Below are 21,379 nucleotides of genomic sequence, written 5' to 3'. Positions count from 1 at the left end.
GCCCTTTAGGCGCGAACGGGGTCTGGGGCGGAGCCCCAGGGGCCGAACCCTTCAGTCCCCGTCACTCACGGGTGGGTGGGTGGGCGAACGCCCCAGGGGGCCGGGCTACGCGGGCCGGTGGGCGAGGCGGTCGGCTGCGGTGCGGCCCCGCCGGGCCAGAGGCAGGACCCCCGTCGCCGCGGCCAGGCCGAACGGCGGCATGTCCGCGTAGATCGACTCGTAGGACCCCTCGGGCACGACATACGTCTCGTGCCACAACCCGACATGCCCCCGCACCTTCCCCTGCCGCTCCTTGCGGTTGAGGATCGCCCACGCCCGGTGGTGGAACATCTGCGGCGAGTGCGCGTAGGCGTACAGCTTCTCCTTGGACTCCCAGTACTGGACCACGTAGTACGTACGCGGCGACGCGGTCAGCAGCACATGGCCGAGCAGCCCCCGGCTCCGGTCCCGCTTCAGCTCGGCCAGCATGCGGAGCATCGCGAACCCCACCGGGACCCACTGGTGCACCGCCCAGAAGTGGTTGACGCGCATCCCGATCAGCAGCACCACCACCTCGCCCTCGGCGGCGGCGGTCGTACGGTTGGGGGCCTGCTTGGCGGACATCGTCCCTCCAGCTGCTCGACGTCGGCGGGCCGGGGATGGGGGCAGGCAGGGCGCGTACCCCCAACTCCCTTGTTGGATAACGGAGTTAGCCCGTGCCGATACATTGGATAATGACGTTATCCGAGGGAAGGCGCAAGGGATGCGGCTGGCCGAGTTGAGCGAGCGGAGCGGGGTCTCCGCGGCAATGATCAAGTACTACCTGCGACAGGGGATGCTCGCGCCGGGGCGCAAGGTCGGCGCGACCACCGCCGACTACGACGAGAGCCATCTGCGCCGGCTCCGCCTGGTGCGCGCCCTCATCGAGGTCGGCGGCCTCACCGTCGCCAGGGCGAAGGAGGTCATCGGGTACGTCGACGACGACTCGCTCGACCGCACCATCCGTCTCGGCGCCGCCCTGTGGGCCCTGCCGCACGGGCCCGACCCCGACGACGGCGACGCGTCCGTGGCCGTCGCCCGCGTCGAGGTGGACCGGCTCCTCGACGCCCTGGGCTGGACGACCGCCCGCGAACTCGGTGAACTCTCCCCGGACCACCGCGCGTTGATCGTCGCCGTGGCCACGCTGCACCGGCTCGGCTACTCCTGGGACGCCGAATTCATGGCCCCGTACGCCGAACTCATGCACCGGGCGGCCGTCCGCGACCTGGACTTCGTCGAGACCCACCCCTCAGAGGAGGAGAAGGTCGAGGTCGCCGTCGCCGCCACCGTTCTCTTCGACCCCGTCCTGCGGGCCCTCCACCGCCTTGCCCAGCAGGAGGAGTCCGCCCGCCGGTATGGGCTGTAGAGGGCCCGAACACGTGCCGGTGCTAGCAGTTGGGGTGTGGCGCGGCGCCCGCGAAGCGTTCGGCCAGCCAGTTCGCGGCCGGGACTCCGCCCGCCGTCACCCCGCCGATGTGGCCGAGCAGCGGCAGCGCGTGCCACTCCACGTTCGCGTCCCGGGCGCACCAGTCCGAGCGGAGCTGCTGGCCCACGGAGTACGGGATCAGCTCGTCGATCGTGCCGTGGTAGAGGTACACCGGCGCGTCGGGACGGTGCGTGCCGAGCTTCGACTCGGCGAGCCTGGCCTGCCAGTCGGGCTGTCGCAGCGGGTCCTTCACCGTCAGGTCGGTGATGTGCTTGAACGAGCCCACCGTCGTGTCGATCGCCACGCAGTTGGTCCGGAAGTAGCCCACCAGCGCCTTGCCCGCCGTGTTCAGGTACGAGTCCAGCTTCAGCTCGGGGAAGGCCGCGTTCTGGCCCGCCGCCGCCATGAAGATGAGGCCCGACCCCAGGCCGCCGTCGTTGGAGGAGGCGACCTTCATCAGGTCGGCCGGGACGCCGCCGGTCGCGGTGCCCTTCACCAACAGGTCGGGGGCGTAGGAGTCGTGCAGCTCCGCCGCCCAACTGGCGGCCTGGCCGCCCTGCGAGTAACCCATGATCCCCACGGGCGAGTTGGCGTCGACGCCGGGGATGCCGAGCCGCTCGGCGGCGCGGGCCGCGTCGAGCACGGCGGTGCCCTCGGCCCGGCCCACCGTGTAGGTGTGCTCGCCCGGTGTGCCGAGCCCCTCGTAGTCGGTGACCGCGACCGCCCAGCCCTTCTGCACGACCTGGTTGATCAGGGTCGCCTCGACGGCCGTCCCGTACGGGAAGTTGGCGCTCGGCGCGCACGAGTCGTCGAGCCCGACCGTGCCGACCGCGTACGTCACGACCGGGCGGGGGCCGGTGCGGCCGTCGTTGGGGACGATGACCGTGCCGGAGACGACGTTCGGGCCGCCCTTGGCGGTGGTGGAGCGGTAGGTGATGTGCCAGGCCTTGGTGTTGGTCCACTGGCCGGGCAGCGGATGGAACTCGGTGGGGGACTGGGTGACGAGGTCACCGGGCGCGGTGGTCGCCGGAGCGTCGGCGAATGCGGTGGGGGTGGCTGCCGACAGGAGGAGTGCGGCGGCGATGGCACCGGCGACTCTGGTACGGACGTGCATGCGGCTCTCCCAACGGTCCTATGGGCGCGGGCAGTTGAGGAGAAGGTAGTGACTCGCCGGTAGGTACGGAGCTGACCGTACCGCTCACCTTCGCTGACCCGGGCCGACAGCGGGGGCGCGGCCGCCCGAGCCCTCGTGCCCACCGGCCGGCGGGCGGCACGTCCGCCCGAGCCACGAGCCCCCCCGGTCAGGGGGCCCTCACCGGCCCAGCCGGTACGCCCCCGGGGTCGTGCCCGTCCAGCGGCGGAACGCCCGGTGGAAGCTGGTGTCCTCCGAGAAGCCCAGGCGGGCCGCGATCTCCGCGATCGGCTCGCGGCCCTCGGCGAGCCCCGCGATCGCCGCGTCCCGCCGTACCGCGTCCTTGAGCTGCTGGAACGAGGTGCCCTCGTGGGCGAGGCGGCGGCGCAACGTGGCCGGGGACATGGCCAGGCGCGCCGCAGTCTCCTCCAGGGAGGGCAGCCGGGGCGAGGCGCGCAGGGCGCCCGCGAGGGCCCGGCCCACCTGCTCGCCGACCGTCGTCCCGTACGCGTGTCGGCTGAGCAGTTCGAAGGGGGAGCGGCGCAGCATCTGCCCGAGCGCGGCCTCGTCGCGTACGAGCGGGGCGGTCAGCCAGCGCGCGTCGAACACCGCCTCCGTGCGGGGGCCCCCGAACCGGACCGGGCAGCCGAACAGCGACTCGTACTCCTCCTGGTGCGGGGGCGGTGGATAGCCGAAGGCGGCGCGGGTCAGCGGGATGCGGCGCCCCACCAGCCAACTGCACAGCCGGTGCCAGATGATGACGAGGCACTCGGTCAGGAACCGGTCCTCGTCGTGGCCCCCGAGGTCACCCCGCACCGCGAACACCGCCTCGGTGCCGGTCACTTCGAGACCGAGGTCGGGGCCGTCGGCGAACAGGCCGTAGAAGGCGGTGCCGCGCCGCATCGCCCCGCCGAGGTCGCGGCAGCCGAGGACGGCGTAACACATCATCGCGAAGGTGCCCGGGCGGCTGGGGGCGCCGCCGAGGCCGAGGAACTCGTCCCCGGTCGCCCGGTACAGGGCGCGGAAGAGGTGGGCGAACTGGGCCGGGGTGACCCGCGCCCGGTCGTCGCCGAGCAGCAGCGGGGGGATGCCGGACGCCTGGAGCAGCGGCACGGTGTCGATGCCGCGCCGCCCGGCGCCGCGCAGCACGGCCCGCACATGGTGCACCGTGATCGTCGGCTTCGCCATGGTCAACGACCGTAGCCGGGTTGAGCGTTGAGGTCAGCCGGGGTGACGTTTCCGGTCATCCCGTGGGACGCACGACCGTACCTACCGTCGGGTCATGACCCCCCAGAGCCCGCACCAGGATCCGTCCCGGAGCCCGCACCAGGATCCGTCCCGGAGCCCGCACCAGGATCCGTCCCGGAGCCCGCACCCGGATCCGTCCCCGCGCCCCCGGACGCTCGCCGTGTTCACCGAATGGGCGGCCGGGCGCCACCCGGACCGGCCCGCGCTGCGGTTCCGGGACGCGCGCGGGGAGTGGGTGTCGGTCACCTACGCCGAACTGCGCGACACCGTACGGCGCACCGCGCGCGGCCTCCTCGCGCTCGGCGTCGAGGCCGGCGACCGGGTGGTGATCCTCGCCGAGACCCGCCCCGAGTGGATGTACGCGCACTTCGCCTGTCTGGCGGTGGGCGCGGTGGTCGTGCCGGTGTATCCGACGGCGGGGGACGAGGAGGCCCTGTGGGTGCTGTCCGACTCCGCCGCCAGGACGGTGATCTGCGAGGGTCCCGAGGAGGCGGCACGAGTGGAGGGGCTGCGCGGGAAGCTGCCCGCCCTCGCTCACGTCCTCGTGATGGTGGGACCCGCGGGACCGACGATGCCGGACGGGTCCGCCGTCCCGCTCGACGACCTGCTCGCCCGGGCCGATGCGGTGCGGCCCGACGACGACGCCGAGCTCGTCTACACCTCCGGGACCACCGGCCCGCCCAAGGGCTGTCGGCTCACCCACGGGAACATGGGCGCCGTCCAGGACGCCACGCTGCACCTCGTCGAGGGCGGCCCGGGCGACCGCACCTATCTCTATCTGCCGCTCGCGCATCTGCTCGCCCAGCTCATCCAGTTCTCGACGCTGCTCTACGGGGGCGAGCTCTGCTACTTCGGCGGGCGGATCGAGGACGTCGTGGGCGAGCTCGCCGAGGCCCGGCCGACCCATCTGCCGTCCGTACCGCGGCTGTTCGAGAAGGTCTACTCCGTGGTGCGCTCGCTCGCCGAGGCCCAGGAGGGCGGGGGCGAGCGCTTCGACGCGGCGGTCGCGGACGGTGTCCTCGCGGCGGACGGCGCCCTCCCGCCGGAGCGCCAGGAGGCGTACGAGGCCGCCGACGCGGCACTGTTCGGCCCGGTCAGGGCGGCCCTCGGCGGTCGGCTGCGATGGGCCCTGACCGGCGGCGCCCCGATCGACCCGGCCGTCCTGGACTTCCTGCGGGCCTGCGGGATCCAGGTCTTCGAGGGGTACGGGATGACCGAGTCCGCGGGGGTGATCTCGCTCAACCACCCGGGCGCGGTGCGGTACGGCACGGTGGGGCGGCCGGTCGCCGGGTGCGAGGTGCGGATCGCGGACGACGGGGAAGTGCTCGCCCGGGGGCCGATGATCTTCCCGGGCTATCACGCCAACGCGCTCGGCACGGCGGAAGCGCTGGACGCGGACGGCTGGCTCCACACCGGCGACCTGGGGTCGCTGGACGCGGACGGCTATCTCACGATCACGGGCCGCAAGAAGGACCTGATCATCACGTCGGCCGGCAAGAATCTGACGCCCTCGCATGTGGAGCTGGCCATCGAGCGCTCCCGCTTCGTCTCGCACGCGGTGATGGTGGGCGACCGGCGCCCGTACCCGGTGGCGCTGATCACCGTCGACGCGGAGGAGACCGCCGGGCGGGACCCGGCGGAGGTCCGCGCGCTGGTCCAGGAGGCGGTCGAGACGGCCAACGCCCAGGTGTCCCGGCCCGCCAGGATCCGGGACTTCGCGATCCTGCCGGGGGACTTCACCGTGGAGGGCGGCGAACTGACCCCCACCCTCAAGGTGCGCCGCACGGCGGTGGTGGAGCGGTACGCGGCCGAGATCGAGGCGCTGTACCACCGCTGAATGACGACGGTGGAAGGCGACGGCAAAAGGCACAAAAGGCAGGAGCCCCGTTCCGGCAGGACGGGGCTCCTTGGGTACTGCTAAGTCAGCGATCGATCGGCCAACCCGGGCACTTAGGCCGGGGTGACGTTCTCCGCCTGCGGGCCCTTCGGGCCCTGAGTGACGTCGAAGTTCACGACCTGGTTCTCCTCCAGGGAGCGGAAACCAGACGCGTTGATCGCGGAGTAGTGGACGAAGACATCCGGGCCGCCGCCGTCCTGGGCGATGAAGCCGAAGCCCTTTTCAGCGTTGAACCACTTAACGGTTCCGGTAGCCATAAGCCCTCCTTGGGCCAAAGGGTTGCCCTGCTCCAGAACCTGCAAACAAGTCTGAAAACTACAAAAGCCTGCGGGTTACATGCTCCGCAGGCTCTGTACTGCAAGGGAAACCAAACTGCAACTTGCGCTGAGCGTAGCACGCAGCTCAGGTGCCGCGGTAGAGGGAAAGATCACTGCGTCCGTACGTTTGACCGGGGGCTGAGCAGGTGATCACGCACCCTCCCCAGGGGTCCCGCGAGGCACTCCCGCGAGGTCCTCGGCCGGGCCCGGCGCGGTCCACGGGGTGGGACGGGTCTAGCCTCGGCATGTGGACAATTCAACCAGCCCCCAGCACCGAGGCGGCCGGCCGCGCGTCGGGCACATCCAGTTCCTCAACTGCCTGCCCCTGTACTGGGGCCTGGCCCGGACGGGGACACTGCTCGACCTGGAGCTGACCAAGGACAGCCCGGAGAAGCTCAGCGAGCAGCTCGTCAACGGCGACCTGGACATCGCGCCGATAACTCTCGTGGAGTTCCTGCGCAACGCGGACGACCTGGTCGCCTTCCCCGACATCGCGGTGGGCTGCGACGGGCCCGTCATGTCCTGCGTGATCGTCTCGCAGCGTCCCCTGGAGGAGCTGGACGGGGCCCGGGTCGCGCTCGGGTCCACCTCGCGGACCTCGGTGCGCCTGGCGCAGCTCCTGCTCGCCGAGCGGTACCGGGTGACCCCCGACTACTACACCTGCCCGCCCGACCTCGGCCTGATGATGCGCGAGGCGGACGCGGCCGTGCTGATCGGCGACGCGGCCCTGCGCGCCTCGCTGCACGACGCGCCCCGGCTCGGGCTCCAGGTCCACGACCTGGGCGCCATGTGGAAGGAGTGGACGGGGCTGCCGTTCGTCTTCGCCGTGTGGGCGGCCCGCAAGGACTATCTGGCCCGCGAGCCCGACCTCGTCCAGCAGGTGCACGAGGCCTTCCTCGCCTCGCGCGACCTCTCCCTCGAAGAGGTCACCAAGGTCGCCGAGCAGGCCGCCCGCTGGGAGGTCTTCGACGCGGAGCTCCTGGAGCGCTACTTCACGACCCTCGACTTCCGCTTCGGGCCCCAACAGCTCGAAGGCGTAAGGGAGTTCGCCCGTAGGACCGGCCCGACGACCGGGTTCGCCACGGATGTGAACGTGGAGCTGCTCGCCCCTTAGTGGATTCCCGTTCAGCAGCAGCGGACCGCTCAGGATGAGGGGACCGAGCAGGATGAGGGGACCGATCAGGACGAGGGGATCGGCGCCAGCATCTGCTTGCTGATCCACTCCATGGTGCCCTCGCCCATGCCCTTCACGTAGGTGTGGGCGTTGTGGGTGCCGCCCTGGATCAGCTGGAGGCGGGTCTTCACCGGGCCCTTGCCGTAGGTGTCGATGAAGCTCCGCACCTTTGGCACGACCGTGCCTTCCTTGGTGCCCACCTGGAAGGCGAGGGCGACCTCGGGGCCCTTGCGGTCGATCAGGTCCTGGGCGAGCTTCTCCGGGTTGTTCGCCTGCTTCTCGGCGTCGTGGCCGGCCCACAGGGGGGAGTCCGGCACGATGTCCGGGCCCGACGCGATCGCGGCCTTGAACAGGTCGGGCCGCTTGAGCACCGACTTCAGGCCGACGAAGCCGCCCGACGAGGAGCCCATGAAGGCCCATCCGTCGCGGGACGAGAAGGTGCGGAAGTTGGCCCGCACCAGATCCGGCACGTCCTCCGTCATCCAGGTGCCCATCTTCGGCCGGCCCGGGATGTCACTGCCGTCGTAGTAGTACTTGGCGTCCGGGTTCAGGACCGGCATGACGACGATGAACGGCAGGCTCTTCCCGGTCCTGGACCACTCGGCGATGCTGCTCTGCAACTTGAGGTCGGTGCCCATCCAGTAGTTCTTGGGGTAACCGTTTCCGCCGGGCAGCGCGATGAGCACCGGGAAGCCGCTGTTCTTGTACTTGTCCTCGAAGTACTGCTTGGGCGCCCACACCCACACCTTGCCGGTGAACCCGGACTTCGCGCCCTTGAGCGTGGTCACGCCGATCTTCGTGCCGTCGCCGAGGGAGCTCTGCGTGGTGAACTCGGCCTTGGGGCCGGTGGGCAGCAACGTCTGGGGTGAGGCGCCGTTCTGCGCTGAGGCGTCGTCGTCCTTACCGTCCTTGGCGTCCTTGCCGTCCTTGCCGTCCTTGGCGTCCTTGCCCGAGGCGCCGCCGTCGCCCGCGCCGCCCTGGGCCGACGCCTGCGCCGACGGGCTGCTCGGCCCGGAGTCGAAGCTGACCGGCTTGCCCTCGTCGGAACAGCCGGTGACCAGCACGACCGAACCGATGACGGCGGCTGCTATCCAGGCGGCGGGGCGACGACGGTTCATATGCGGAAACTCCGGGGATCTGGTGGCGGGAACATGGCGCTCCGAGCGGTGGCCGGGCGGGGTTTTGGGTGATTGCGCACGAACTACGCCATCGAAGAGGGCGGAGGACGGTGTTCGGTTCTCCCACCCAAGCATCGGATCCGTCTCGATCGAGGGTGATCCTGGGCACGTACGGCTCTACGCTGCTGTGCGACCGGCTTGACCAGGTTGGGCGTTGGGGGAGCACCGCGATGCAGTCGTTGCAGCCGCTGGAAGCGGGCGAACCGCGGACGATCGGCGCCTATCGGCTGCTCGGCCGGCTCGGGGCGGGCGGCATGGGCCGGGTGTACCTGGGGCGCAGCGCGGGCGGCCGCACGGTCGCGGTCAAGGTGGTGCACCCGCACTTCGCCCTGGACGAGCAGTTCCGGGCGCGCTTTCGCCACGAGGTCGAGGCGGCCCGGCGGGTGGGCGGCCGATGGACCGCGCCGGTGCTCGACGCGGACCCGGACGCGCCGGTGCCGTGGGTGGCGACCGGCTATGTCGCGGGACCCTCGCTGACCCAGGCGGTCCTGGACCGGGGCCCCCTTCCCGAGCGTTCGGTACGGGTCCTGGGCGCGGGGCTCGCCGAGGCGCTGGCCGCCGTGCACGCCCTCGGCCTCGTCCACCGGGACGTGAAGCCGTCGAACGTGTTGCTCACCCTCGACGGCCCCCGCCTGATCGACTTCGGCATCGCCCGCGCCACCGAAGGCACCGCCTCCCTCACCGCGACCGGCGTCTCCATCGGCTCGCCGGGCTATATGGCGCCCGAGCAGATCCTGAGCAGGCAGGTGACGGGCGCCGCCGACGTCTTCTCGCTCGGCGCGGTCCTCGCGTACGCGGCGACCGGCCGGCCGCCCTTCCCCGGCGACTCCTCGGCCGCGCTCCTCTACAAGGTGGTGCACGAGTCGGCCGAGCTGGGCGCGGGCCTGACCGGCGAGCTGCGCGACGTGGTCGCCGGCTGCCTCGCCAAGGACCCGGCCGCCCGCCCGTCCCCCACCGCCCTCGCGGCCCGACTGGCTCCGGCCGGGGCGGCCGCGCTGGTGGGCGAGGGCTGGCTGCCGGGCCCACTCGTCGAGGAGGTCAGCCGCTCCGCGGTACGGCTGCTCGACCTGGAGCCCGAGGAGCCGGCGACCGGCTCGGGCCCGATCCCGTTCACCAGCCCGGCGATCGGGGGGAGTGCGGAGCGCGCGGGCCCGGGGGGCCCGGCCGTGGGCGGCTCGCCGACCGCCGGGGTCTTCGGCCCGCCGGGCGCCTCGTGCGACCGGGATCCGGACCCGCCCGGGAATCTCCGGGATCCGGACCCGATCCCCCCGTACGGCCGGGAGCCGGGCCCGTCCGAGAACCGCCACGCGTCGGACCCGTTCCCGTACGGCCGCGAGCCGGACCGGCCCGAGAACGGCCGCGAGCCGGGCCCGTCCGGGGTTCTCCGCGAGCCGGGTCCGTTCTCGTACGGCCGGGATCCGGGCTCGCCCGGGGATCTCCGCGAGCCGGGCTCGTTCTCGTACGGCCACGCGTCGGACCCGCCCGGGAATCTCCACGAGCCGGGCCCGATCCCGTACGGCCGGGAGCCGGGCCCGTCCGAGAACCGCCACGCGTCGGACCCGCTCCCGTACGGCCGCGAGCCGGACCGGCCAGAGAACGGCCGCGAGCCGGGCCCGTTCCCCGGCCCGCGTGCACCCACCGGCCCGCGCACACCCCCCGACCCGCGCACACGCCCAGGCGGGGCGGGCCTCCAGGCACCCTCTACGCCCCCGAGGCCCACCGCCCCGCCGAGCAACGCCGAGCGGCACTCGCGCGTGGCCCTGTCGGTGGCGACCGCCGCCGAGCCCGGCGAGCGCGGCCGTGGCCGCCGGGTCAGCTGCACGGTGGTCCTCGCGGTCGCGGGGGCGCTGGCCGGGGTCACGGTCGGCGGCGCGTTCCTCGCCGGCCTGCTGCCGAACGGGGGCGGCGACGCCGACCACACGAGCGCCCGCCCGCCCGCGTCATCGGGCACGGCGTCGACCCCACCCGGCACGCCCGGCTCGGGACAGCCCGGCACGGGACCGCAACTGGGCTCCGTACCAAGCGAGTTGGTCGGCACCTGGAAGGGCGTACTCACCCAGGACAACGGCACCTCGGGGTACGCCTACACCGCGGTGATCACCAAGGGCGCGAAGGGCACGGACGTGGTGCGCACCACGACCACCCTCGGCCCGCTCGTCTGCCACGGCATCGGCACGCTGGACTCGGCGACGGCCCGCGTCCTGCACATCACCGAACGCACGGACCCCGCGAACCCGGGAACCATCGGCTGCACCGGGGGCACCGCGACGATGACGTACACCCTCCAGCCCGACGGCACACTCCGCTTCGAGTCCCAGGAGGCGGAGGCGGGGCGGCCCACGGGGGTGTTGGGGAAGCAGGGCGGCTGATGACAGGCTGGTGTCCCACGGGGCGGGATCGGGTGCTCTCCCGATCGGTTCGCAAAGTTACGGCGCCCCGCACCGCGGCCGTTCATCGTGGGGCGTCGTCGAGTGCCCCTGAGGGAACGACTGCGATACGCGGAACGCTGTCCAGCCCGGGACGGATCTTGTGAAGTACCCGGAATTCGTTGTGCGGGGCGCCCGGGCGAGCGTCAACGAGGCTTGTTGGCAACTGAGGTGGCGAGGGGTGTTCCGGTAGATCTACGGCGGCCACTCGACGTCAAGATCCCGCCTGGCGAAACGGTACGCATCCCGGTTAACGTCAATACCCTTGGCTGCGCCTCTGCCTTGGTGGAGGTGCACGAGTGCCTCTTCGGGGTGTGGAGTTTGCTGTCGCGCCCGCGGAACCGCGATTCCGTGGGGCGGGCGGCAGGATCAGGTCGCGTCAAGACCGGTCGACGCGCTTCGGGGGGCACGCCGACAGCGGGGCGGCGACGCGGCTCCGCGCAGAGGGACCGCAGACATCGTCAACGGGGGTTCGCATGACGTTCAGAGGCATGACCACGGAGAAGGCGCGTCGGCTGGCCGCCGCGCTGGATGTGGCGGACGGTGCACTCTCCATTCAGGGGCCACTGGTTTCCGGGATCCTCGCCAAGTGGGAAGGCGACCAGGGAAACCTGAAGCGCATTACCCAGGATGCCTCGTGGTCCCGGGATCAGGCCAAGGACGTACGCAACCGGCTCGGGATCCTCGAGGCGGATCCGGCCGTCGAGCTGATGTTCATGGGCATGACCGGCGTGTTGCAGACCTGGAAGGAGTTTCAGGAGCACAAGGGTGAAGTCGGTCAATATGTCGATGAGTTCAAGGAAATAAAGAGGAACGTTACGACCCCGTTGCGGCTAACGAAGATAGCCTCCGGCATAGAGGCATCTCTCCAGCTCTACCAACGTTGGGCGCAGGGGCAGAATGTGGCCGGCGCCAAAGCCGTCCTCGAATTGAATAAATACTTCGGCATCACGGGTGACCGGCTGAAGCTGAAGAACATCGACTACATGCGGGAGCTCCTGAAGCTCCAGAAGATCGAGGGGCTCTACCAGGAACCCTGGAAGTGGCAGCAGGGGCTGCGAGCCTTCCTGACTACGAAGCTGAAGATCCCGCTTCCGCCCACGCTCCTGGCCCAGGGGCCCGGCCTCAGCCTCCTCGACCGAGTCGGTCTGCCCCTCGCCATCGTGCACGGCGTCAAGGAGATGGTCGTTCCCGACCACAAAGGCGTCCTGGGTGGATTCGACCGCGGGATGGGCGTCGTGGAAGCAGGAGGAGCGGCGGCCGTACTGGGCGGCAGTGCGGCGGCCGGAGCCCTTGGTGCGAGTGCCGCGGTGGCGGCCGCGGTGCCCGTGGTCGGCTGGGCGGCGCTCGGCGTGGCGGGCGCCTACTTCATCGGGACCTGGGCGTGGGACAACCGTGAGTCGATCAAGAACGGAGCCAAGAAGGCCTGGAACGCCACCTCCAAGTGGGCCGGCAGCGTGGCGGACAAGGGGAGAGAGATCGCAGACGGCGCCAAGAGCGCGGTCACGAACCTGGTGCCCAACGCCGTCAAGAAGTTCAAATTCTGGTAGGCGTGCCCCGAACGCGGCAAGCCCCCTTCACACCGACCGAACAACTCTAGGAATCGGCATGCCAACTCCTGAACTCGACATCGAGCTGGATAAATTTCGCGAGCTCGTCGGTGCCGCTCTCGCAGAGGGCGGCACCCAGTCACTCATTAAATTGACCGACGAAGAACTTGCCGTGCTCGACCCGGACGCGCTCGAAGACGTCGTCGTACCGACACCCCATCTGGCGACTCTTTCGGACGAGCAGCGCCAGTGGGTCCTGGGGACAGCGTTGCGCTCCCTCGTCTCGCGAGGGGCGGTGGAGGTGACGAACATCGCCGAGCTCGACGCCGTCCTGAAGTCCGAGGGCACCGACTCGGGACTCACCGCGGACGTGGACATGAAGGTCACCCCCGAGGTCAGCATGGCCCTGACCCTGCGACGAACGGCTTCCCGCGCCTTGGCGGTGGAACAGCAGACCTCCAACGGCACTGTGACGGCCTTCGTCTTCGTGCACTCGCCGGAACTTCTGCTGATCGAGCAGGTCACCGGAGGTGGCATGCACATCTTCACCCTGGCAAGCAAGGCACAGGACGCCGCGAAGATGGTTCAGGCGCTGGTCGATCCATTCGGCGTGGCCGACCGGGACGGCAAGACGATCCGGCTGGACGCCTCGGCGCTCACGACGGGCGCTGTGGACAAGTCGCTCGCGCGCGTGATCGACAACGCCCTGGTGGTCAGCCAGTTGATGGTGCTCGACGCCCGGCCCGGTCCGCTCCTCACGACCTACGCCAGCGACCGCGAGGTCTGGGCCGTGCATGTCGAGTCTCCGCAGGACCCTACGGGCATAACCGCGCAGGAGGTCAGCGAGCGGACCCTTGAGGAGCGGATCGTCAAACTCATCAAGCAACCGGCCGCCTGACACAGCACTCACGGGGAGGAAACCCATGACTGACCGCGTCGAAGAATGCAGGAAAGACCTCAACAACCTGAAGCGGTTCGCGGACGAGATCGACAAAACGCTGGACGCGGTTGACGCGACGTCGGGAACGGATGCCTGGCAGGGGCCGGCGGGCGACCGGTTCCGCAAGGAGTGGAATGGCCGACGCAAGGCCATTCACGACGCCTTGGACGCGGCCAGGGGCCAGTACAACAAAATACTTCAGCGCGTGCAGGATGAGGAGAGCAAGAAGAAGTCCGGTGCCGCGAAGTAGGTGCGTCGCCCGAGCCGTCCCACCACCCGTGCTGCCCGCGAGGATCTGATGACCGACGTGAACCCGCTCGTGTACGAAGCCCATTTCCGTCGTACGCCCTTCCAACTGCTCGGCGGCATGAAGTGGGAGAAACTGGTCGCCTTCCGGGTCGACGACACAGGCGTCCTGTTGGGGGGAGCACCTGCGCGGTACAGGAGTCAGCTCGCCTTCGTACCGTGGAAGGACATCACCTCCGTGGTGGTGTGGTCCCAGATCACCGCTGCCAACCCGATCCAGTACGTCGGGTTGCAGCGCAAGCCGGGGGCGCCGCGCTTGCCCGGAATGAACGCAGACCTCAGTCGCGCGAAGACCTCCAAACTGGCGCCCCACGTGGATCACGAACTGTTCCTGGCCAGCCGCCCCATCAACTTCTGGCGGCTCGATCCCGAACGTCTCCAGGCCGCGGTGGACGCGTTCGCACCGCACGTTCCCGTCCTCGTGTATTCCCAGCCCCACCTCTCGTAGGGGGCGGGAACGGCGGTTGCCGAACCCGCGAGCGGGAGGCCGACGCCGGTCACCGCATACCCTCGGTCCTGCCGCGACGGCGGTAGCCATTAGCCTCGGGTGGGCCGAAGCAGGGCGAGGGGCCGGGCGGGCCGGCGGGGGAGGAAGACGACCATGCGAGTCCTGGTGACCGTCGTGCAGCAGGGGGCACCCCCGTACGACGTCATGGTCAACGCCGATGACGACGCGACCGCGCGCGATGTCGCGCATGCTCTGGCCGCCGCCGAGGGGGCCGGGCCGGGGCGGCCGTCGCCGGTGGTCGTGGCGCTTCCGGGCACCGTTCTCGCCCCGAGCTACGGTGACCGCGGTGCCGAGCCCGCTCTGTGGGCGGATGGTCACCTGTGCGATCCCGCTACTCCCGTGGGCCAGATCCTTCGGGACGGCATGCGCATATCCATCGACAACTCCCTGGGTCCGCTGCTGCGCAAGGGCGAGCCCATGGGGCGCTACGAGCTGCGGGTCGCCGGAGGGCCCGGTGCGGGGCGGGTCGTTCGACTCGCTGTCGGCACCGCAACCCTCGGATCGGCCGCGACCTGTACCCTCGCGGCGCCCGACCCGCTGCTGGCACCCGTCGCCGCCCAGATCACCGTCGACATGCGAGGCCGGGCCACTCTCACCCCCCAGCCCGGCTCCACGGTGTTGCTCGACGACGATGAAATAGCGGACGCGCAGGACTGGCCGCTCGGCGGCGTCGTCAGGGCGGGGGACTCGCTGTTCGTCCTGGAGGAGGTCAGCGAACCCGACGCCCACCTTTCCGCGACCGGAGAGGGCGGGCTCGCCTACAACCGGCCGCCCCGCCTCTCGCCGGTCCGGCCCCGCCCTCGGCTTTCCGTGCCCGTTCTGCCGTCCAAGTCCGAGCGCGCCCGCTTCCACATGATCGCCGCGATCACGCCGATGGTCTTCGGCCTGGCCATGTACTTCATGACCAAACAGGTCTACATGCTCCTGTTCTGCGCGATGACCCCCGTGATGATGCTGGGCCAGTGGTTCAGCGACAACCGTGACGGCAAGCAGCGGCACAAGAAGTCCCTCAAGCAGTACAAGCTGGAACTCGCCGAGTACGAGGCCGAGTTGGTGCGGCTCGGCAAAGAGGATCAGCGAAACCGCCGGGTCGACAATCCCGACCCGGCGGAAGTGTTGCTCTTCGCCACCGGCCCCCGGCGCCGGCTGTGGGAGCGTCGTCGCACCGACGTCGACGTGATGCGGATCCGGGTCGGCGTCGGCAGTTTGCCCGCCGACATCGCTCTCGTCCACGGTCAGGGCGCGGGCTACGGTGAGGAGCCGCCCGCCCCACCGCTCCTGTCCCACCTGCCCGTGACCTTGTCCTTCCCCGAGCTGGGCGTCGTCGGTGTCTCCGGCGACCGGCCGCGAGCACTCGCCACCGCGCACTGGCTCGCGGTCCAGGCCGCCGTGCTGCACAGCCCCCGCGAACTCTCGATCGTCTTTCTGGCGGCCTCGTCCCAGGCGGGGGCGGACTGGCACTGGGCACACTGGCTCCCGCACACCGCCCCGCAGCAGGGCCAGGACTGTGTCGCCCTGGTCGGTTCCGACAGCGAGACGATCGCCCGACGCGTGAACGAGCTCGTCAACGAGCTGGCCCGGCGCAAGGCCGTCCGGGAGAGCTCGACCATGATGAGTGGCGCCCCGGGGGACGAGCCGCACGTCCTGCTCGTCCTCGACGGCGCGCGACTGCTGCGTCGCATGCCCGGCGTGCCCCAACTCCTCCAGGAAGGGCCCCAGTACGGCCTTTTCGCGCTCTGCCTCGACGAGGACGACCGGCTCCTCCCCGAGGAGTGCAAAGCCGTGGTGAGTTGGACTCCGCAGTCGCCGACTCATGTACTCCTGCGCGGTTCGGGCCTGGAATCGGTCGGCGAGGTGCTCGCCGATCAGGTCGGCCCCGACTGGTGCGATCTCATCGCCCGCTCCCTCGCCCCGGTCCGCGACGTCAGCCGGGACGACGCGGGCGGCGCGTTGCCCACCGCGGCCCGGTTGCTCAGCCTGCTCGGCCTGCCCGACCCGACCGGCGCCGACATCGAGCGGATCTGGCGGGCCGGCGGCTCGACCACGGCGGCCCCCATCGGCGTCGCCGCCGACGGCACCTTCACCCTGGACATCCGCCGGGACGGCCCGCACGCGCTGGTCGCCGGCACCACCGGCGCCGGTAAGTCAGAACTGCTCCAGACGATCATCGCCTCGCTGGCCATAGCCAACCGGCCGGACGCCCTCAACTACGTGCTCATCGACTACAAGGGCGGCAGCGCCTTCATGGACTGCGCCCGCCTCCCGCACACCGTCGGCATGGTCAGCGACCTCGACGCCCACCTCACCGAACGTGCCCTCGCCTCGCTCGCCGCCGAACTGCACCGGCGCGAGACGATCCTCTTCGACACCGGCACCAAGGACATCGAGGACTACAACGACACCCGCAAGCTGCGGCCCGAGCTGGAGCCGATGCCGCGGCTCGTCCTGGTCATCGACGAGTTCGCCTCGCTCGTCGCCGAACTCCCCGACTTCATCGCGGGACTCGTCGACATCGCCCGCCGAGGCCGCTCGCTCGGCGTCCACCTGGTGCTCGCGACCCAGCGCCCGGCCGGTGTGGTCAGCGCCGACATCCGGGCCAACACCAACCTGCGCATCGCCCTGCGGGTGACGGACGGCAGCGAGTCCATGGACGTCATCGACGCCGCGGACGCCGGGGCCATCGCCAAGTCCACGCCCGGCCGCGCCTATGTCCGCTCCGGAGCGCAGTCGCTGGTCGGTGTCCAGTCGGCGCGCATCGGTGGCCGGCGGCCGGCCACGGGCAAGAGCGGCCCCAAGGCGGTCCTCGCCCCGCTGCCCTGGACCTCGTTCAGCCGTCCGCTGCCCAGGACCGCGGAGTCCGAGGACGACGGCACGATGGTCACCGACCTCGCCGTGCTCGTCGACGCGATCCGTGACGGCGCCGACAAGATGGGCTTCCCGCCGCCCCGCAGTCCCTGGCTGCCCCCGCTGCCCGAGCACGTCACGCTCGATTCGCTGACCGCCCTGGCGGGCCCCGCGCCCGCGCACGGTGACGTCCCGCCCATCGGTTACGCCCTCACCGACCTGCCCGCCCAGCAGGCCCGCAAGCCCTTCGCTCTCGACCTCGTCGACGGCGAACACACGATGCTGGCCGGCGGCGCCCGCTCGGGCCGGTCGACGGCGTTGCGCACCCTGGCCGGCTCGCTCGCCAGGACCGCCTCACCGCGTGATGTTCACGTCTACGCGATCGACTGCGGCTCCAACGCACTGTTGCCCCTGGTACGCCTTCCGCATGTCGGCGCGGTGGTCAACCGCGACGAACCCGACCGTGTTCGCCGACTGCTCGACCGGCTGCTCGCCGAGATCAGCCGACGCCAGCAACTGCTCGCCATGGAAGGTGCGTCCAGCGCGGCCGAGCAGCGCGCCTCGGCCGCGCCCGAGGACCGGTTGCCCTGGATGGTGCTGCTCCTCGACAACTGGGAGGGTTACTTCTCCACATTCGAGAACTACAACTACGGCCAGCTCATCGAGCAGGCCCAGCGGATCTTCCGGGAGGGTTCGGCGGTCGGCCTGAAGGTCGTCATGACGGCCGACCGCAGCGGTCTGAGCGGCATGGTGGCATCCGCGTTCCAAGACCGCCTGATCCTGCGGTTCGCCGACCCCAACGACTACTCCATGGCGGGGTTGCAACCGCGCGAGGTGCCCAAGAACATGCCCCCCGGGCGCGCCCTGCGGATCACCGACACCGGTACGGAAGAGACGCAGATCGCCCTCCTCGACGAGGACCCGAACGGCCAGGCGCAGGTGCGGATGCTCCGTGAGATCGCCGAACAGGCGCGCGCGACGCACGGCCGTACACCGGCACGCCTGCGCCCCATGCGTGTGGACGCGCTTCCGGCGCACATTACCGCCGGCGAGGCGATGGCACTGGATCCCGACTTCGTGGTGCCGTCCAAGTTGTGGGCCCTTTTGGCCGTCGGCGGCGACGAACTGGCCCCCGTGGGAATCGACTTGGAGGAGTCCGGACCCGGCTTCGTCATTGGCGGCCCGCCCAAGTCCGGGCGCTCCACGGCTCTGATGTGCGCGGCGGATTCCCTGCTGGCCCAGGGCACACCGCTGGTCCTGGTCGCTCCCCGGCGGTCGCCCCTGCGCGATCTGGAAGGGCGCGAAGGCGTCCTGGGCGTGCTCGACGGTGAGGCCAGGGAGGACGACCTGGAGGAGTTGGTGGAGAAGGCGGAGGGCCGCCCCTACGTGATCCTGGCGGACGACGCCGAGCTGCTCTACGACACCCGGCTCGACGAGGCGCTGGAAGCCGTCCTGCGCAAGGGGGTAGACGGGGGGCTCGGCCTGATCGCGGCCGGCACGACGGACAGTCTGGCCTCCCAGTACCGGGGCTTCGTCACGGCTGCCCGCAAGTCCCGCAACGGCCTGCTCCTCAACCCCCAGAACTCCCAGGAGGGCGAGCTGTTCAGCATCCGCCTGCCGTCCAACACCGGCGGCGGACGGCCGGGCGGCGGACTGCTGGTTTCGGGCGGTGCGTTCCGTCCGGTCCAGGGAGTGATGAGGGGGTGAGGACCTCGCGGTCCTCACGCCCCGCCGGGTAAGCCGCTGGGGCGCCCACCCGTGGTGGACGCCCCAGCGATGTTGCTCGATCCGACTGTGTCGGTGCGGATCAGGTGGCGCGCTCGATGTTGTCGGCGTTGGTGGACGCGGACTTCTGAGCGTCGTGCAGGGTGTCGACCCACTTGGAGAAGGTCCCGCGGGCGTCCTCCCAGTCCTTGCGGAACTGGTCGGCCTTGGGGCCCTTCCAGTAGCCGGTGCTGCCGGACGTCGCCGAGTTCAGGTTGGTGATGAGCGTCTGTAGGTCGCCCGCGCTGCGACCGAACAGCTTCGCCAGGTCCCTGAGTTCCTTGAGACTTGCACCGCGTTCCATCGGGTTCCTCCCCGTGATTTCTTACTGGGTAATCAGTAAATCTATCTGGTACCACTCGACGCTATCGCACCTCCCGCCCCGCCTGTACAGGCCGGGTAGGAGTGTTCACAAGACCCGTCGCCCGAGGGCTCGTTGCGGTCTCAGCGGTTGACCGCCTGGATCTCCTGCACGGTCACCTGCTGGTCATGGCCGAAGGTGCCGTCCGGCAGATCACCGCCTGGCGTGCCGGTCCCGACCCAGTGGATCTTCCAGGTGACGGTGGCCTTCAGGTTGTAGGGGGCACCGCTGGTAGCTCGGCGGTATGTCACGCCGCAGGGCGGGGCCTTGTCGGCGCTGCCCGCCTCGTACGGCGTGCCGATGGAGCCGTCCGCGTTGATGGGGCACTCGCCGGAAGCGGGGTAGAGGCTGGCGTCGGCGGTACCGGGCTCCAGTTTGAGGGAGACCGGGGAGGCGGTCGTGGTCGCCGAGATGCCGAGCGCGGGGACGGACGCGGTGACCGAGACGGGGCGGAAGTCGGTCTTGTCCAGCCACGCCCAGGTCGGCAGGTTCACCTTGCTGGTGCCGTCGGGCTTCAGGGTCACCTGGGTGGCCGGTACGCGAATCTCCGCGTACGCCAGCTTGGCGAGGATCTCGGGAGTGATGGCTTCGGGCACGTCGGCGGGCGGCGGTGCGCCCTTGTCGACCCAGAAGTAGGGCTTGTTGCAGGCGTCCCAGCCCGGTGGATAGCTCGTGTCGACGTACGAGTCCCACCAGTAGCCCTTGCCCGCCTTGTCCAGGTTGAAGTTGGTGTAGGGCTTTCCATTGACGTAGCGATCGCGCTGCGAGGCGTCCCAGGCGGCGCCGGTGGAGTCGACGCTCCAGATCGGCTCGACGTACGCCTTGAACTCCGCAGGGCTGTACTTGGGGGCGTACCAGCAGGGTGGAGGCGTCCAGTTGCCGACGGGGGCGAGGGGGCCCACGGCGCTGCCGGAGCCGTTCCTCGACCGGTCGTAGACCACGCCGCCGGCCGTGGCGCTGAGGGTGCCGTCCGGCTTCGCGTCGCCCTTGGGCGTATCGGTCTCCCGGGTGCCGTCCCCAGGGGTGACCCCGGCCCACGCGGTGGGCGCACCCGCGACGGCGAAGAGCGCGGCAGTCGCTATGGTCGCGCCCAGTCGTCCCCTGCTTATTTCACGCATTTCTCGGCCCCCGCGGTCGAAACGATTCGAGTGGTCTGCCACACCCCGGCGGAGTTCTTTTCGAGCCTGGTGCTGTAGAGGATGAAGTCGTTCTTCGACGGGGTGGTGACCTTGGCCTTGCCGGTCTTGATGTCCTTGCTGTAGCCCTTGCTCTCGTCGGCACAGAAGTTCAGCGAAGCCGACTTGTCCTGGTTCAGGGTGACTTGGCGATCGTAGTAGCGCAGCGACCCGGTCATCGACAGGCCGGCCTTCTTGAACTTCTCCACCCAGGCCGAGGCGGCTTCCAGCGCCTTGCCGGAGTTGTAGTAGTTCAGCGCGGCGTACTTCGGGTCCCCGCCGGTGATGGCGACGTTCACCGCACGCATGCGCTCCGCGCCGTCCGAGAGGACCGCTTCCTTCACCGGGTCGCCGGTGTTCGCGGGCTCGAACGTCATCGTGAGGTCGGCGGGCAGCTCGATCTTCGGGCGCTCGACTCCCGCAGGGGCCGACGCGCTCGGTGAAGCCGACGCCGAGGGCTTGGCACTCTGGTCGGCCCCGGCGATCTTGTCCGAGTCCTTGGGCTTGTCGTTGCTGCCGCAGGCAGTCAGCAGCAGAGCAACCGTTGCGGTGAGTGCGGCGACGGCCGGCAGGGCGCGACGGTTCACTGGAGCTCCCGATGAGGCTGGTGTGGTTGAGAGACCGACGCTAACGAGACGGCGCCCGCTTCGCCAGAGCGAACTCGGGTGTGAAGCAGGGCATTTGGGATGCGCCGGTATGGAATTGTGAGGTGATCCATCCCTCGGGACGCCGATCCGGCCGGTTGAACACATCGCCCGGCCGGCGCCACCGGGACTCAGCCTCCGCCGTGCATCTTCTGGTTCATCTTCGCCTGGTCCTGACGCGCCTTCTCCACCAGCCGGTTCTCCTCGGCCGGGAACGAGTCGAACAGGGTCTTCAGCCGCTTCATGCGCCCGTCATGATCGGTGCGCCAGTTGTCGGCCTTCTTCCCGATCCAGGTCTTCGGCATCATGGACTCGACATTCCTGATGGCCGTGCGGATCTCGTTCGCGGCGGACTCGATAGCGTTCATGTCCTGGCGGCACGCGTAATCCAGACGGTCTTCCTGGGGTATGCCCATCGTCATCTCCTTTGCTGGGTGTCGGCATGGTGGGGGAGGGCCGTAACGGGAGCGC

General features: G+C 70.3%; 18 protein-coding genes. 9 read left to right on the top strand and 9 right to left on the bottom strand.

The window, feature by feature from the left end; translation table 11 throughout:
• Nucleotides 1–105: 105 nt before the first annotated feature.
• Nucleotides 106–603, bottom strand: a complete 498-nt coding sequence (locus DWB77_RS16610; protein ID WP_120722008.1) for a DUF4188 domain-containing protein — start codon at nt 601–603, stop codon at nt 106–108.
• 139 nt (nt 604–742) lie between these two features.
• Here DWB77_RS16610 and DWB77_RS16605 point away from each other — a divergent pair, with 139 nt between their 5' ends.
• Complete coding sequence (locus DWB77_RS16605; RefSeq protein ID WP_120722007.1) at nt 743–1,384, top strand: MerR family transcriptional regulator; 642 nt, start codon at nt 743–745, stop codon at nt 1,382–1,384.
• Between the two features lie 22 nt (nt 1,385–1,406).
• Here the strand turns inward: DWB77_RS16605 and DWB77_RS16600 are convergent, their stop codons facing one another.
• Nucleotides 1,407–2,558: a lipase family protein gene (locus DWB77_RS16600; RefSeq protein ID WP_120722006.1), complete on the bottom strand. Its 1,152-nt coding sequence runs from the start codon at nt 2,556–2,558 to the stop codon at nt 1,407–1,409.
• 198 nt (nt 2,559–2,756) lie between these two features.
• Nucleotides 2,757–3,764 (bottom strand): AraC family transcriptional regulator, encoded by a 1,008-nt coding sequence (locus DWB77_RS16595; protein ID WP_120722005.1) that lies wholly within the window; start codon nt 3,762–3,764, stop codon nt 2,757–2,759.
• Nucleotides 3,765–3,858: 94 nt separating this feature from the next.
• On the opposite strand from DWB77_RS16595, the gene DWB77_RS16590 reads away from it, so the two are divergent.
• On the top strand, nt 3,859–5,661 hold the full coding sequence (locus DWB77_RS16590) for an AMP-dependent synthetase/ligase (protein WP_120722004.1): 1,803 nt from the start codon (nt 3,859–3,861) through the stop codon (nt 5,659–5,661).
• 113 nt (nt 5,662–5,774) lie between these two features.
• Here DWB77_RS16590 and DWB77_RS16585 read toward each other — a convergent pair whose 3' ends face one another.
• Nucleotides 5,775–5,978, bottom strand: a complete 204-nt coding sequence (locus DWB77_RS16585; protein ID WP_003967102.1) for a cold-shock protein — start codon at nt 5,976–5,978, stop codon at nt 5,775–5,777.
• A gap of 307 nt (nt 5,979–6,285) precedes the next feature.
• On the opposite strand from DWB77_RS16585, the gene DWB77_RS16580 reads away from it, so the two are divergent.
• Nucleotides 6,286–7,152 carry a menaquinone biosynthetic enzyme MqnA/MqnD family protein gene (locus tag DWB77_RS16580; RefSeq protein WP_120722003.1) on the top strand — a complete coding sequence of 289 codons (867 nt, stop codon included), beginning with the start codon at nt 6,286–6,288 and terminating at the stop codon, nt 7,150–7,152.
• 65 nt (nt 7,153–7,217) lie between these two features.
• On the opposite strand, the gene DWB77_RS16575 is transcribed toward DWB77_RS16580, so the two are convergent.
• The gene (locus tag DWB77_RS16575) at nt 7,218–8,330 is read right to left on the bottom strand and encodes an alpha/beta hydrolase (RefSeq protein ID WP_120722002.1); all 1,113 of its coding nucleotides are present in this window, start codon (nt 8,328–8,330) and stop codon (nt 7,218–7,220) included.
• A gap of 230 nt (nt 8,331–8,560) precedes the next feature.
• Here DWB77_RS16575 and DWB77_RS16570 point away from each other — a divergent pair, with 230 nt between their 5' ends.
• From DWB77_RS16570 to DWB77_RS16545, 6 genes are all read left to right on the top strand, one after another.
• Nucleotides 8,561–10,759, top strand: a complete 2,199-nt coding sequence (locus DWB77_RS16570; RefSeq protein ID WP_428985125.1) for a protein kinase domain-containing protein — start codon at nt 8,561–8,563, stop codon at nt 10,757–10,759.
• A gap of 548 nt (nt 10,760–11,307) precedes the next feature.
• Nucleotides 11,308–12,366 carry a hypothetical protein gene (locus DWB77_RS16565; RefSeq protein ID WP_246033544.1) on the top strand — a complete coding sequence of 353 codons (1,059 nt, stop codon included), beginning with the start codon at nt 11,308–11,310 and terminating at the stop codon, nt 12,364–12,366.
• A gap of 58 nt (nt 12,367–12,424) precedes the next feature.
• Nucleotides 12,425–13,264 (top strand): hypothetical protein, encoded by an 840-nt coding sequence (locus tag DWB77_RS16560; RefSeq protein WP_120722000.1) that lies wholly within the window; start codon nt 12,425–12,427, stop codon nt 13,262–13,264.
• A gap of 25 nt (nt 13,265–13,289) precedes the next feature.
• On the top strand, nt 13,290–13,556 hold the full coding sequence (locus DWB77_RS16555) for a hypothetical protein (RefSeq protein ID WP_120721999.1): 267 nt from the start codon (nt 13,290–13,292) through the stop codon (nt 13,554–13,556).
• 48 nt (nt 13,557–13,604) lie between these two features.
• The gene (locus tag DWB77_RS16550; RefSeq protein WP_120721998.1) at nt 13,605–14,060 is read left to right on the top strand and encodes a hypothetical protein; all 456 of its coding nucleotides are present in this window, start codon (nt 13,605–13,607) and stop codon (nt 14,058–14,060) included.
• Between the two features lie 153 nt (nt 14,061–14,213).
• Nucleotides 14,214–18,671, top strand: coding sequence for an FtsK/SpoIIIE domain-containing protein (locus tag DWB77_RS16545; RefSeq protein ID WP_120721997.1), 4,458 nt, complete (start codon nt 14,214–14,216; stop codon nt 18,669–18,671).
• A 100-nt stretch (nt 18,672–18,771) separates the two neighbouring features.
• On the opposite strand, the gene DWB77_RS16540 is transcribed toward DWB77_RS16545, so the two are convergent.
• From DWB77_RS16540 to DWB77_RS16525, 4 genes are all read right to left on the bottom strand, one after another.
• On the bottom strand, nt 18,772–19,032 hold the full coding sequence (locus DWB77_RS16540; protein WP_120721996.1) for a WXG100 family type VII secretion target: 261 nt from the start codon (nt 19,030–19,032) through the stop codon (nt 18,772–18,774).
• 140 nt (nt 19,033–19,172) lie between these two features.
• Nucleotides 19,173–20,207 carry a hypothetical protein gene (locus tag DWB77_RS16535; RefSeq protein WP_120721995.1) on the bottom strand — a complete coding sequence of 345 codons (1,035 nt, stop codon included), beginning with the start codon at nt 20,205–20,207 and terminating at the stop codon, nt 19,173–19,175.
• Nucleotides 20,195–20,851, bottom strand: coding sequence for a hypothetical protein (locus DWB77_RS16530; RefSeq protein WP_120727864.1), 657 nt, complete (start codon nt 20,849–20,851; stop codon nt 20,195–20,197). Before DWB77_RS16530 ends, DWB77_RS16535 begins: the two co-directional genes overlap by 13 nt.
• 188 nt (nt 20,852–21,039) lie before the next feature.
• Nucleotides 21,040–21,324 carry a hypothetical protein gene (locus DWB77_RS16525; RefSeq protein ID WP_120721994.1) on the bottom strand — a complete coding sequence of 95 codons (285 nt, stop codon included), beginning with the start codon at nt 21,322–21,324 and terminating at the stop codon, nt 21,040–21,042.
• Nucleotides 21,325–21,379 lie beyond the last annotated feature (55 nt).

Origin of the sequence: Streptomyces hundungensis, from assembly GCF_003627815.1 — a bacterium.
Lineage (GTDB): Bacteria > Actinomycetota > Actinomycetes > Streptomycetales > Streptomycetaceae > Streptomyces > Streptomyces hundungensis_A.
Note: the sequence above shows the minus strand (reverse complement) of the source record. Positions and strands in the feature narration are given on the sequence as shown.

Excerpts from the sequence above, each read along its gene's own strand:
- DWB77_RS16610 (WP_120722008.1), bottom strand. The coding sequence starts at position 603 with ATGTCCGCCAAGCAGGCCCCCAACCGTACGACCGCCGCCGCCGAGGGC.
- DWB77_RS16605 (WP_120722007.1), top strand. The coding sequence starts at position 743 with ATGCGGCTGGCCGAGTTGAGCGAGCGGAGCGGGGTCTCCGCGGCAATG.
- DWB77_RS16600 (WP_120722006.1), bottom strand. The coding sequence starts at position 2,558 with ATGCACGTCCGTACCAGAGTCGCCGGTGCCATCGCCGCCGCACTCCTC.
- DWB77_RS16595 (WP_120722005.1), bottom strand. The coding sequence starts at position 3,764 with ATGGCGAAGCCGACGATCACGGTGCACCATGTGCGGGCCGTGCTGCGC.
- DWB77_RS16590 (WP_120722004.1), top strand. The coding sequence starts at position 3,859 with ATGACCCCCCAGAGCCCGCACCAGGATCCGTCCCGGAGCCCGCACCAG.
- DWB77_RS16585 (WP_003967102.1), bottom strand. The coding sequence starts at position 5,978 with ATGGCTACCGGAACCGTTAAGTGGTTCAACGCTGAAAAGGGCTTCGGC.
- DWB77_RS16575 (WP_120722002.1), bottom strand. The coding sequence starts at position 8,330 with ATGAACCGTCGTCGCCCCGCCGCCTGGATAGCAGCCGCCGTCATCGGT.
- DWB77_RS16570 (WP_428985125.1), top strand. The coding sequence starts at position 8,561 with ATGCAGTCGTTGCAGCCGCTGGAAGCGGGCGAACCGCGGACGATCGGC.
- DWB77_RS16565 (WP_246033544.1), top strand. The coding sequence starts at position 11,308 with ATGACCACGGAGAAGGCGCGTCGGCTGGCCGCCGCGCTGGATGTGGCG.
- DWB77_RS16560 (WP_120722000.1), top strand. The coding sequence starts at position 12,425 with ATGCCAACTCCTGAACTCGACATCGAGCTGGATAAATTTCGCGAGCTC.
- DWB77_RS16555 (WP_120721999.1), top strand. The coding sequence starts at position 13,290 with ATGACTGACCGCGTCGAAGAATGCAGGAAAGACCTCAACAACCTGAAG.
- DWB77_RS16550 (WP_120721998.1), top strand. The coding sequence starts at position 13,605 with ATGACCGACGTGAACCCGCTCGTGTACGAAGCCCATTTCCGTCGTACG.
- DWB77_RS16545 (WP_120721997.1), top strand. The coding sequence starts at position 14,214 with ATGCGAGTCCTGGTGACCGTCGTGCAGCAGGGGGCACCCCCGTACGAC.
- DWB77_RS16540 (WP_120721996.1), bottom strand. The coding sequence starts at position 19,032 with ATGGAACGCGGTGCAAGTCTCAAGGAACTCAGGGACCTGGCGAAGCTG.
- DWB77_RS16535 (WP_120721995.1), bottom strand. The coding sequence starts at position 20,207 with ATGCGTGAAATAAGCAGGGGACGACTGGGCGCGACCATAGCGACTGCC.
- DWB77_RS16525 (WP_120721994.1), bottom strand. The coding sequence starts at position 21,324 with ATGGGCATACCCCAGGAAGACCGTCTGGATTACGCGTGCCGCCAGGAC.